The organism is Amycolatopsis umgeniensis (assembly GCF_014205155.1).
Classification (GTDB): Bacteria; Actinomycetota; Actinomycetes; order Mycobacteriales; family Pseudonocardiaceae; genus Amycolatopsis; species Amycolatopsis umgeniensis.
The window spans coordinates 6,067,007-6,080,059 of sequence record NZ_JACHMX010000001.1; the positions used below are offsets into that span (position 1 = coordinate 6,067,007).

Annotated in this window: 7 protein-coding genes; all 7 read left to right on the plus strand. The window is 68.5% G+C overall.

Features of this window, described 5'->3' with window-relative positions; genetic code table 11:
* Positions 1 to 15: 15 nt before the first annotated feature.
* The 7 genes from HDA45_RS28555 (at position 16) to HDA45_RS28585 (ending at position 13,053) form a co-directional block, all read left to right on the plus strand.
* Complete coding sequence (locus HDA45_RS28555) at positions 16 to 5,616, plus strand: non-ribosomal peptide synthetase (protein WP_184900452.1); 5,601 nt, start codon at positions 16 to 18, stop codon at positions 5,614 to 5,616.
* Positions 5,613 to 5,822, plus strand: coding sequence for an MbtH family protein (locus tag HDA45_RS28560; RefSeq protein ID WP_184900454.1), 210 nt, complete (start codon positions 5,613 to 5,615; stop codon positions 5,820 to 5,822). The genes HDA45_RS28555 and HDA45_RS28560 overlap by 4 nt, the downstream gene beginning before the upstream one ends.
* 124 nt (positions 5,823 to 5,946) lie before the next feature.
* The gene (locus tag HDA45_RS28565; protein ID WP_184906131.1) at positions 5,947 to 7,086 is read left to right on the plus strand and encodes a cytochrome P450; all 1,140 of its coding nucleotides are present in this window, start codon (positions 5,947 to 5,949) and stop codon (positions 7,084 to 7,086) included.
* A 26-nt stretch (positions 7,087 to 7,112) separates the two neighbouring features.
* Positions 7,113 to 8,267 (plus strand): cytochrome P450, encoded by a 1,155-nt coding sequence (locus HDA45_RS28570; protein WP_184900456.1) that lies wholly within the window; start codon positions 7,113 to 7,115, stop codon positions 8,265 to 8,267.
* Complete coding sequence (locus HDA45_RS28575) at positions 8,257 to 9,453, plus strand: cytochrome P450 (protein ID WP_184900458.1); 1,197 nt, start codon at positions 8,257 to 8,259, stop codon at positions 9,451 to 9,453. Before HDA45_RS28570 ends, HDA45_RS28575 begins: the two co-directional genes overlap by 11 nt.
* Before the next feature lie 871 nt (positions 9,454 to 10,324).
* Positions 10,325 to 11,551: a cytochrome P450 gene (locus HDA45_RS28580; protein ID WP_184900460.1), complete on the plus strand. Its 1,227-nt coding sequence runs from the start codon at positions 10,325 to 10,327 to the stop codon at positions 11,549 to 11,551.
* A gap of 32 nt (positions 11,552 to 11,583) precedes the next feature.
* Complete coding sequence (locus HDA45_RS28585; protein WP_184900462.1) at positions 11,584 to 13,053, plus strand: tryptophan 7-halogenase; 1,470 nt, start codon at positions 11,584 to 11,586, stop codon at positions 13,051 to 13,053.

Genomic DNA, 13,053 nt, shown 5'->3' on the forward strand with positions numbered 1-13,053 from the left:
TTTAAGGAGTAGATCGTGACCGTTGACGACACCCGCGCGAAGCCGCGTTCCAGCGTGGAGGACGTCTGGCCTCTTTCGCCGTTGCAGGAAGGAATGCTCTATCACACCGTCTTGGACGACGACGGGCCCGACACCTACACCGTGCAGACCGTCTACGGCATCGAAGGACCGCTCGACGCCGGACTGCTGAAGGCGTCTTGGCAGGCCCTCGTGGACCGGCATGCCGCGCTGCGGGCCTGTTTCCGCTATGTCAGCGGCGCGCAGATGGTGCAGGTCATCAAGCGGGACGCCGAAATCCCTTGGCGTGAAACGGATCTCACCGGATTGCCGGAGGACATCCTCGACAGCGAGGTCGACAGGCTCGCGGCGGACGAGCTGGCCGAGCGGCTGAGCATCGACGCGGCGCCGCTGATGAAGCTGCACCTGATCCGGCTCGGCCAGGAGAGCCACCGGCTCGTGCACACGCTGCATCACGTCCTGGTCGACGGCTGGTCGATGCCGATCCTGCACCGCGAGCTCGCGGCGATCTACGCGGCGGGCGGCGACGCGTCCGGGCTGCCCGCCACAGTGTCCTATCGGGACTATCTCGCGTGGCTCGGCAGGCAGGACAAGGAAGTCGCCCGCGCGGCCTGGCGGACGGAACTCGCCGGACTGGACACCCCCACCACGGTCGCCCCGGCCGATCCGGCGCGCGTGCCGGACATCGACACGACGGTCGTCGAGCTGTCCGAGGAACTGACAGACGGTCTCGCGCGGCTGGCGCGCGGCCACGACCTCACGCTGAACACCGTCGTGCAGGGCGCGTGGGGAGTCGTGCTGTCGCAGCTCTCCGGCCGTGACGACGTCGTGTTCGGCGCGACCGCCTCGGGGCGGCCCGCCGATCTGGCCGGTGTCGAGTCGATGGTCGGCCAGCTGCTCAACACCCTGCCGGTGCGGGTCCGGCTCGACGGTGCGCGGCGGGCCGTCGACCTGTTCGCCGGGTTGCAGCGCGACCAGGCGGCGCTCATGACCCACCAGCACCTCGGCCTGCAGGACGTGCAGGCCGTCGTCGGCGCGGGCGCTGTCTTCGACACGCTCGTCATCTACGAGAACTTCCCCCGCAAGGGGCTCGGCCGGTCGCCGGACGGCGGCCTGAGCCTGATCCCGGTGAAGCGGGGACGCAACTCCTCGCACTACCCGTTCACCCTGATCACCGGTCCCGGTGAGCGGATGCCGCTGATCCTCGACTACGACCGGGGTCTCTTCGACCAGGCCGCCGCCGAATCGGTCGTCGGCGCGCTGTCACGGGTGCTGGAGCGGCTTGTCGCCGAGCCGGAGGTGCTGGTCGGCCGCCTGACGCTGGTCAGCGAGGCCGAGCGCACGTTGGTCGTGGACACGTTCAACGCGACCGAAGGCCCGGTGCCGGGGGAGTCCGTCGTCGAGCTGTTCGCGCGGCGGGTGGAGACCGCGCCCGACGCGGTGGCGATCACCGACGCGGCCGGGGCGAACCTGACCTACGCCGCCCTCGACCAGGCGTCGAACCGGCTGGCCCGGCATCTCGCGGATCGCGGCGTCGGCCGTGGTGACCGTGTCGGCGTCGCCATGGAAAGGTCGCCCGAGCTGCTGATCGCGTTCCTCGCGATCTGGAAGGCGGGCGCTGCCTACGTCCCGGTGGACGTGGAGTACCCGGCCGAGCGGATCGAGTTCATCCTCACCGACTCCGGGGTCTCGACCATCCTGTGCGTCCAGGCCACCAGCGGAGTCGTGCCGGACGGCGCGATCGTCCTCGACGCGCCGGAAACGCGCGCGGCCGTCGACGCTCTTCCCACCACCGCGCCGGAATTCCGGCCGAACGCGGGCGACCTGGCGTACGTGATGTACACGTCGGGATCCACCGGCTTGCCGAAGGGCGTGGCGATCCCGCACGGTGCCGTGGCCGGTCTGGCGGGCGACGCGGGCTGGCGGCTCGGCCCCGACGACGGCGTCCTGATGCATGCGACGCACGTCTTCGACCCTTCGCTGTACGCGATGTGGGTGCCACTCGTCACCGGTGGTCGGGTCCTGTTGACCGAGCCGGGAGTGCTGGACGCGGCAGGCGTTCGCCAGGCGGTGGAACGGGGTGCGACCGCCGTCCACCTCACCGCCGGCAGCTTCCGCGCGCTGGCGGAGACGTCGCCAGAATGCTTCGAGGGCTTGACCGAGATCGGGACTGGCGGCGACGTCGTTCCCGCGCAGTCCGTGGAGAACCTGCGGCGAGCCCAGCCCGGCTTGCGGGTGCGGAACACCTACGGGCCCACCGAAACCACGCTGTGCGCGACGTGGCTGCCGATCGAACCCGGCGACGTGATCGAGCGGGAACTGCCGATCGGTCACCCGATGACCAACCGCAAGATCTACCTTCTCGACGCCTTCCTGCGTCCCGTCGCGCCGGGCGTGGCGGGCGAGCTGTACATCGCGGGCACCGGGCTGGCTCGCGGCTACCTCGACAGCCCCGGCCTGACGTCCGAGCGGTTCGTGGCGTCCCCGTTTCTCGACGGTGAGCGCATGTACCGCACGGGCGACAGGGCGCGCTGGACCCGCGACGGCGAGGTCGTGTTCCTCGGCCGCGGCGACGAGCAGGTGAAGATCCGCGGCTACCGGGTCGAGCTGGGCGAGGTGGAGGCCGTCCTGGCGGCCCAGCCGGGCGTGGTCGAAGCGGTCGTCATGGCGCGCGAGGACCAGCCGGGCGAAAAGCGCCTGGTGGCCTACTTCGTCTCCGACGGCAAAGACGCGGGGCCGGAGGAGATCCGGCGGCGGATGGCACTGGTCCTGCCCGCGTACATGGTCCCCCTCGCGGTGATCGCCCTGCCCGGCCTGCCCGTCACGCCCAACGGCAAGGTGGACCGCCGAGCCCTGCCCGCCCCGGACCTCGCCGGACAGGCGTCGGAGAAGGCACCGGAGAACGAGACCGAGAAGGTCCTTTGTGGACTGTTCTCCGAGATCCTCGGCGTTCCGCAGGTGGGGGTCGACGACGCCTTCCACGATCTCGGCGGGAGTTCGGCGCTGGCCATGCGGCTCATCGCGCGGATCCGTGAGGAACTCGGCGCGGATCTGCCCATCCGGCAGCTGTTCTCCTCGCCGACACCCGCGGGGGTCGCCCGCGCGCTCGCCGCGAAGTCCCGTCCGCCGTTGGAAGCCGTCGAGCGGCCGGGCCGCGTGCCGCTGACCGCCCGCCAGCTCCGCTCCTGGCTGCTGGCCAGCCCCGGAGACGAGGCCTCCGGCCTGCACATCTCGGTCGCCCTGCGCCTGCGCGGCCGGCTGAACGTGCCCGCGCTGGCAGAGGCCTTCGGAGACGTCGCGGCCCGGCACGAGATCCTCCGTACGACCTTCCCCGGCGACGCGCAGACCGTTCACCAGCACATCCTGGACACCTTGGCGGTCGAGCTGACCCCGATCCCGGCGACCGAGGAAACCCTTCCCGGCCTCATCGCCCAGCGGCGTGAACAGCATTTCGACCTCACCGAGGAGGTGCCGTGGCGCTGCGACCTCTTCGAACTTTCGGAGAAGGCGCACGTGCTGTATCTGAAGGTGCATCGGATCCTGGCCGACGACGGCTCGCTGGACGTGTTCTTCCGTGACCTGGCGGCCGCGTACGGCGCGCGGCGCTCGGGCCGGGTCCCGGAGCGCGCGCCGCTGGCCCTGCAGTTCGCGGACTACGCGATCTGGGAGCGGCGGCTGCTCGACGACGAGCGCGGGCAGGACAGCCTCATCACCGAGCAGATCACCTTCTGGCAGGCCAATCTGGCCGGTATCGACGGCGAGACGGTGCTCCCGTTCGACCGGCCGAGGCCGGTCGTCCCGTCGCGGCGGGCCGGTACGGTCCCGGTGCGGCTGGAGGCCGAACCGCACGCCCGGCTGACCAAGGCGGTGGAACCGGTCGGCGCGCACGTCCTCCAGGTGGTGCAGGCGGCGCTCGCCGTCCTGCTGGTCAAGTTCGGCGCGAGCGACGACGTCGTGATCGGTACGTCGCTGCCGAAGGACGACGACCTCATCGACCTCGAGCCGATGGTCGGGCCGTTCGCCCGGCCGCTGGCCCTGCGGACGAACCTCTCGGGCGACCCCACCTTCCTCGAGGTCGTCACCCGGGCGCAGGAGGCGGCCCGGACGGCGCGCCTGTACCTGGATCTGCCGTTCGAAAAGATCGTCGAGCTGCTGGATCTGCCGGGCTCGCTCGCCCGTCACCCGGTGTTCCAGGTGGCACTGGAAGTGGGCGAGGAGGACCTCGGCGCTTGGGACGCCACGGAACTGCCCGCGCTGCGCACCGAAGCCGAACCCCTCGGGCCCGACGCCTTCGAGCTGGATCTGTCGTTCGAACTCACCGAGCGCCTCGACGAGGAGGACGCCCAGGACGGCATCGACGGCACCCTCCGCTACGCCACCGACCTCTTCGACGAGGCCACGGCTGAGTCGTTGGCACGGCGGCTGGTCCGCGTCCTCGAACAGGTCGCGGAGAATCCGCAGCGGCGTATCAGCGAAGTCGACTTCTCCCTGGACGAAACCGAAAGGGAACGTCCGGCCGAGGCACCGGCGAAGTGGTCCGGACCGGTGCCCGCGGTGGCCGCGAAACTGGCCGAGGGCGGCCCGCTCGGCGCACTCGTGCTGGACGACGAGCTGCGTCCCGTCGTCGCGGGGGCCGTCGGCGATCTGTACCTCACCGGATCGGTGGTGGACGCGAGCCCGGCCGAGAAGACTGTGGCCTGCCCATTCGGTACAGAGGGGAGGCGGATGGTGCGTACGGATCTGCTCGCCCGCTGGAACTCCTCCGACGCCCTGACCGTGGTGGGTGAACGGCGTCGACCGGGCACTGCGGTGACCACCGGAACCGGCGACTTCGAGGTGCTGCTTCCGTTGCGGGAAGGCGGAAACCGGCCGCCGCTGTTCTGCGTCCACGCGAGTGGCGGGCTCAGCTGGAACTACGCGCCGCTGCTGCGGAGCCTTCCGCAGAACCAGCCGGTGTACGGCCTCCAGGCGCGCGGCCTCGCCCGCGCCGAACCGCTGCCCGCCGATGTCGAGGAGATGGCGGCCGACTACGTCGACCAGATCCGCGCCGTGCAGCCGTCCGGGCCTTACCACCTGCTCGGCTGGTCGCTCGGCGGCCGGATCTCGCAGGCGATGGCCACTTTGCTGGAGGCGCAAGGGGAAGAGGTCGGCCTGGTAGCCCTGCTCGACGCGTATCCCACCGACGTGGGGAGGTTGCCGCGCGCACAACGCGGCACCGCCGTCGACGAGGAGGCCGACGCCTTCGACAAGCAACAGGACCAGCAACTGGCGCTCGCCGCCGGAGTGGCCCGCGACGCCGGCGCCAGGACGAACCTGGAGGAGGTCATGGGGCACCTCCGCCGGATCGGGCCGGAGCACACCGCCAAGAGCTTCACCAGCGACATCTTGCTGTTCGTCGCGACGGAGAACCGGCCCTCGCATCTGCCCACCGAGGTCGCGATCGCCAGCTGGAAGCCCCTCACCAGCGGGACCGTCGAACCGCACGAGATTCCCACCGGTCACATGGAAATGCTGCAACCCGCGGCGCTGGCCCAGATCGGGGCCGTCGTCGCCGAGAAGCTCCGGCCCCGGCCGGACCGCGAAAGGACGCAACGATGAGCAATCCGTTCGACAACGAAGACGGTTCCTTCCTGGTGCTCGTCAACGACGAAGGACAGCACTCGCTCTGGCCGACCTTCGCCGAGGTGCCCGCCGGCTGGACCCGGGTCCACGGTGAGGCCAGCCGTCAGGAGTGCCTCGCCTACGTCGAGGAGAACTGGACGGACCTCCGGCCGAAGAGCCTCATCCAGGAAGTCGGTAGCTGAGCGGCGCTGTCCAGCCGTTCGATGCGGTCAGTTGGACGAGCCACGCGGCTCGTCCGACTGACCCCGGGAAAGGACCTGTGAAGTGGAAGCGTTCGAGGAGCTCAACGTCGTCCTGCCGACGGAGATGCACTGGCGGGACCGGTTCGACCCGGTCCGGCTGCTGCTCGACTTCATGGCCAAGGGCCCGATGACCGAACTGGGCACCGAGGAGGACGGCGAAGGCCGGACAGCGTGGCTGGCCACCGGATTCGACGAGGTCCGGCAGGTTCTCGGCTCGGACAAGTTCAGCGCCCGGCTGCTCTACGGCGGGACGGCGTCCGGCATCACCTTTCCCGGCTTCATCACCCAGTACGACCCGCCGGAGCACACGCGGCTGCGGCGGGTGCTGTCGCCCGCGTTCTCCGTCCGGCGGATGGAGCGATTCCGGTCTCAGGTCGAGCAGGTCGTCGAGGACGTACTGGACGACATCGACTCCATCGGTGGCCCGCTCGACTTCGTCCCGCATTTCGGGTGGGCCATCGCGACCACGACGACGTGCGACTTCCTCGGCATCCCTCGGGACGATCAGACGGAGTTGTCGCGCAGCCTGCACGCCAGCCGGGCCGAACGGACGGGCAGCAGGCGCGTGGCGGCCGGGAACAAGTACATGACGTACATGACCCAGAACACGGCTCGTACGCGTCGCGATCCCGGTGACGACATGCTCGGTGTCGTCGTGCGCGAGCACGGCGACGAGATCACCGACTCGGAACTGACCGGGCTGGCCGCGTTCGTGATGGGCGCGGGCGGGGATCAGGTCGCCCGGTTCCTCGCGGCGGGCGCGTGGCTGATGGTCGAGGCGCCCGAGCAGTTCGATCTGCTCCGGGAAAAGCCGGACGTCATCCCGGACTGGCTCGAGGAGATGGTCCGTTTTCTCAGCACCTCCGAGAAACTCACCCCGCGTATCGCGACCGAAGACGTGCGCGTCGGCGAATTCCTTGTCAAGGCGGGGGATACCGTCACCTGCTCCTTGATCGGCGTGAACCGCCGGGACTTCCCCTCGCCGGAGGATCGGTTCGACATCACCCGGGCGAAGACGCCGCACGTCGCGTGGGGGCACGGCATCCATCACTGCCTCGGCAGGCCGCTGGCCGATCTGATCTTCCGCGTGGCGATCCCGGCGCTGGCGACCCGCTTCCCGAAACTCCGGCTGGCCGAACCGGACCGCGAGATCAAATTGGGTCCGCCCCCGTTCGACGTGAAGGCCCTGCCGCTCGACTGGTAACACCGCGCGAAAGCTTGAGGAGAATCATGGTAGTTCCGCTGCCACATCAGCGGTTCGGGCTCGATCCGGTGCCGGAGCTCAGCGATCTGCAGAAGAACGGGCCGCTGCACGAATACGACACCGAGCCCGGGCTCGACGGCCGCAAACAATGGCTGGTCACCGGGTACGACGAAATCCGGGAGATCCTTTCCGACGTCGGCCGGTTCAGCTCGATGCGCCCTGTCGACGACGAGGCGGACCGGGCCTGGCTGCCCGGGATCCTGCAGTCGTACGACCCGCCCGACCACACCCGCTTGCGGGGGACCGTGACCAGGGCGAACACCGTCCGGCGGGTCGAGGTCCTGCGGCCGGCCGCCGAGGAGATCGTCGAGGAATGCTTGGACGATCTCGAGGACATGGGGTCGCCCGTCGACTTCGTCCGGAACGCCGCCTGGCCGATCCCGGCTTTGCTCGCCTGCGACTTCCTCGGTGTCCCTCGTGACGATCAGTACGAGTTGTCGCGAATGTTCAGGGAAAGCCGGGAGAGCAGGCTTCCCCGGCAGCGGAACTTGTCGGGGCTTGGCATCGTCAACTACGCGCAGAAACTGGCCGCGCGCAACCGCGTCGAGCCCGGCGACGGGATGATCGGCGGCATCGTGCGCGACCACGGCGACGAGGTCACCGACGAGGAACTGGCGGGGCTCGCCGAGGGGATCATGATCGGGGCCGTCGAGCAGCTGGCGTCCCAGCTGGCGATCGCGGCGCTGCTCCTGGTGACCCATCCCGCCCAGATGGCGCTGCTTCGCGAGCGTCCGGAACTCGCGAACAACGCGGCCGAGGAAGTGCTCCGGTACGCGTCGATCGTCGAGACCCCCTCTCCCCGGACCGCGCTCGTCGACGTGACCATCGCGGGCCGCACCATCCACGCGGGCGACGTCCTGACGTGCTCGCTGCTGGCGGTGAACCGCGCGCGGGGCGACCAGTTCGACATCACCAGGGAGAACACCGAGCACATCGCTTTCGGGCACGGCATCCACCACTGCATCGGGGCGCCGCTGACCAGGCTTCAGCTGCGGGTGGCGCTGCCCGCGCTGGTCCGCCGGTTCCCCTCGCTCCGGCTGGCCGTCCCCGAAGAGGAGCTGCGGTTCAAGCCGGGCAGGCCCGCGCCCTTCGCCGTAGAGGAGCTTCCCCTTGAGTGGTGACGACGCGCGGCCGCTCCACATCCGGCGGGACGGTTTCGGCCCGGCGGAGGAACTGCGGTCCGCCGGGACACTGACCCAGATCACCATCGGCGAGGGAGCGGGCGCGGAGACCAGCTGGCTGGCCGCGGGGCACGCGGTCGTCCGGCAGGTACTCGGCGATCACCAGCGGTTCAGCAACCGGCGCCGCTGGCACGACCAGGACGAGGTCGGCGGGACGGGCATCTTCCGGCCGCGGGAACTGGTCGGCAACCTGATGGACTACGACCTGCCCGAGCACCCGCGGATGCGGCAGAAGCTGATGCCGGGCTTCACCTTGCGGCGGATCCGGCGTCTGCAGCCGTACATCGAGCAGATCGTGGCGGACCGGCTCGACGCCATGGAGGACGAGGGATCCCCCGCGGACCTGATCGAACTCCTCGCCGACGAGGTGCCCGGGGCCGTGCTGTGCGAGCTGATCGGGGTGCCCCGGGACGACCGCGCCACGTTCACCCAGCTGTGCCACCGGCATCTCGATCCCTCGCTGAGCCAACGGAAACGGGCGGCCGCGGGCGAGGCGTTCTCCCGCTACCTGCTGGCCATGATCGCCACACAGCGGAAGGAACCGGGTGAGGGCCTGATCGGGGCGGTCGTCGCCGAACACGGCGACGCGGCCACGGACGAGGAGCTGAGAGGGTTCTGCGTACAGGTCATGCTGGCCGGGGACGACAACATCTCCGGCATGATCGGGCTCGGTGTGCTGGCGTTGCTGCAAAATCCCGAGCAGATCGCCGCTTTCCAGGACACCGACCAGGCGGCGGACCGGGCGGTCGACGAACTGATCCGGTACCTGACGGTCCCGTACGCCCCGACACCGCGCACCGCCAAGGAAGACGTCACCATCGCGGGCAAGGTGATCAAGGAGGGCGAGACGGTCACCTGTTCCCTCCCCATGGCCAATCGCGATCCCGCCCTGCTGCCGGACGGGGACCGCCTCGACGTCACGCGCGACCCGGTTCCGCATGTCGCGTTCGGACACGGCGTCCACCACTGCCTGGGCGCGGCGCTGGCGCGCCTCGAACTCCGGGTCGTCTATTCCGCGCTGTGGCAGCGTTTCCCCAAGCTGCGGCTGGCGGATCCCGGCCAGGAGACCGCGTACCGGCTGACCACGCCGGCGTACGGATTGACCAGCCTGATGGTCGAATGGTGACCGGGCCACGCGACGAGTCGTCCCTCTGGACACGCGTGTCGTCCATCCCGTCACGCGAGTTGCCCCGCCAGTCACGCGAAATCGCCCATCCGACCGACCTGTGACCCACGCGACGGCCCGGCTGAACATGTCGCGAAAGCCACTTTCGCGACGTCTGGTGTCCCGAAAGTGGCTTTCGCGACATCGGTCAGCGTTGGGTCGGGTGGGTCGTGAATGGTAGGTGCTGTACCGATGCTCACCCGACATGGGCGCCAGGGAGGCGTTGCGAACGCCACTTTCGCAACCTTCAACGTTGCGAAAGTGGCTTTCGCAACGCCGACGCCTCAGTCCCGGGGGTCCGTCTTGACTCTCTTGTCGGGCGCGGCCGTTTGCCGGTGGGTGTCGCGAAAGCCACTTTCGCGACGTCTGGTGTCCCGAAAGTGGCTTTCGCGACATCGGTCAGCGTTGGGTCGGGTGGGTCGTGAGTGGTAGGTGCTGTACCAATGCTCACCCGACATGGGCGCCAGGGAGGCGTTGCGAACGCCACTTTCGCAACCTTCAACGTTGCGAAAGTGGCGTTCGCAACGCCAACGCCTCAGTCCCGGGACTCCGTCTTGACTCTCTTGTCGGGCGCGACGGCCCGGCTGAACATGTCGCGAAAGCCACTTTCGCGACGTCTGATGTCCCGAAAGTGGCTTTCGCGACACCCAGGCCGCTCTGAGGCAACCGCGCGGTTCTCGTCCACGGCGACACCCTGGACTTCTTTCCTGAGCACGGGCGAAGATTGGTTCGCCCGAGCGTTCGAGACGACGACTGACAGCGGCGAATGAACCAGTGTCCGAAGAGGAATCCGGAACACCATTTGCGGTCAGTGAAGGAGTTTCCACTCGATATGGAGCACGATATCGATGAGGTCGCGCCGCTCGTGCAGCCGACGGCGAACTACATGCTCAGAACGCATTGCGACCCCCACGAGGACATGTTCGAGCTCCGGGCGCACGGCCCGCTGGTGCGGATAGTCGGGAGCGCGTCCACCCAGCTGCGGACGGACTATGTCTGGCAGGCCATGGGTTACGACGTCGTGCGGCAGGTGCTCGGCGATCACGAGCACTTCACGACGCGGCCCCGCTGGAGTTCGGCGGAATCCCTCGAGGACGAACCCATCCCGCCGGATCTCATCGGGCAGCTGTCGGTTTACGACCAGCCCGAGCACACCCGCCTGCGCGGAATGCTGACGCCGGAGTTCACCACCCGGCGGATCCGCAGGCTGGAACCCGCGATGCAGGAACTGATCGAGGACCGCATCGACGTGCTCGAGGCCGAGGGGCCGCCCGCGGACGTCCAGGGGTTGTTCGCGGATCCGGTCGGCGGGATGGCACTGTGCGAATTGCTCGGCATCCCGCGTGACGATCGCGGCGAATTCATCCGGCGCGTCAGGCAGAACGTCGCGCTCAGCCGCGGGTTCAAGGCGAGGGCGCACGACAGCGCGGCGTTCAACCGGTACCTGGACGGTCTCATCGCCCGGCAGCGCCAGGATCCCGACGAGGAATTCATCGGCTCGATCGTGCGCGAACACGGGGACGACGTCACGGACGCGGAACTGCGGGGCGTGTTCACCGCGCTCATCCTCGGCGGTGTCGAGACCGTCGCGGGAATGATCGGGTTCGGCGTGCTCGCCTTGCTGGATCATCCCGAGCAGAAGGATTTGATGCTCGCGGGCAAGGAAGAAGCGGATCGTGTCGTCGCCGAACTGATGCGGTACCTGTCGCCCGTGCAGCAGCCGAATCCACGGCTCGCCATCAAGGACGTGGTCATCGGCGGACAGCTGATCAAAGCGGGGGAGTACGTGATGTGCTCGATCCTGATGGCCAACCGCGACGAAGCGCTCACGCCGAACGCCAACGTCCTCGACGCGAATCGCACTTCGGGTTCCCATGTCGGGTTCGGGCACGGTATTCATTACTGCATCGGCGCGGCGGTGGCGAGGTCGCTGCTGCGGATGGCTTATCAGTCCTTGTGGGGCCGATTCCCCGATCTACGGCTCGCCGTTCCCCGCGAGGAGATCAAACTCCGGAACGCGTTCATCGATTGCCCGGATCAATTGCCGGTCGCCTGGTAACACAAATGACGTCGACAGAGGAATGGTGAGAGATGTCGGTCGAAGAATTCGACGTGGTGGTCGCGGGTGGTGGGCCGTCCGGGTCGACCCTTGCCACGTTCGTGGCCATGCAGGGTCATCGAGTGCTGTTGCTGGAGAAGGAACTCTTTCCCCGGTACCAGATCGGCGAGTCGCTGCTGCCGTCCACGATCCACGGCGTGTGCCAGATGCTCGGCGTCACGGACGAGCTGGCGGCGGCCGGTTTCCCGATCAAGCGGGGCGGTACGTTCCGGTGGGGCGCCCGTCCGGAGCCGTGGACGTTCTCCTTCTCCGTTTCGCCGCGGATCACGGGCCCGTCGTCGTTCGCCTATCAGGTGGAGCGCGCGAAGTTCGACCAGATCCTGCTGAACAACGCCAAACGCAAGGGCGTCGTGGTGCGGGAGGAGTGCTCGGTCACCGACGTGCTGGAAGAGGGTGAGCGCGTCACCGGGGTGCGCTACACCGATCGCGACGGCAACGAGCACGAGGTGTCCGCGTCCTTCGTGGTCGACGCGTCGGGCAACAAGAGCCGGCTGTACTCGAAGGTCGGCGGCGAGCGGAACTATTCGGAGTTCTTCCGCAGCCTGGCGCTGTTCGGCTACTTCGAAGGCGGCAAGCGGCTTCCCGCCCCGTATTCGGGCAACATCCTCAGCGTCGCTTTCGACAACGGCTGGTTCTGGTACATCCCGCTGAGCGACACGCTGACCAGCGTCGGCGCGGTGGTGCGCCGGGAGGACGCCGACAAGGTCCAGGGTGACCGGGAGAAGGCGCTCGAGTCCCTGATCTCCGAGGCCCCGTTGATCGCGGAGTACCTCGCGGACGCGAAGCGGGTGACCACCGGCAAGTACGGGGAAGTCCGTGTCCGCAAGGACTATTCCTACAACCAGACCGAATTCTGGCGCCCCGGGATGATCCTGGTCGGCGACGCCGCGTGTTTCGTCGACCCGGTGTTCTCCTCCGGCGTGCACTTGGCGACCTACAGCGGTTTGCTCGCGGCGCGGTCGATCAACAGCGTCCTCGCCGGCGATCTGGACGAGAAGACGGCCTTGACCGAGTTCGAAGCGCGGTACCGCCGCGAGTACAGCGTGTACTACGAATTCCTCGTCGCGTTCTACGAGATGAACGTGAACGAGGAGTCGTACTTCTGGCAGGCCAAGAAGGTCACGAAGAGCAAGAACACCGACCTGGAGTCCTTCGTCGACCTGGTCGGCGGCGTGTCCTCCGGTGAGAACGCACTTGTGAACCAGCTCGTCGAGCGCAGCGCCGAGTTCGCGACGGCCGTCGATCAGATGGCGGGTGGCGACGACGCCAGCATGGTGCCGCTGTTCAAATCCCAGGTGGTCAAGCAGGTGATGCAGGAGGGCGGCCAGGAGCAGATGCGGGTGGTCCTCGGCGAGGACGCCGAACCCGAGATGCCGCTGTTCCCCGGCGGGCTCGTGGTCTCGCCCGACGGCATGAAGTGGCTGCCCCACCGTCCCGTCTGA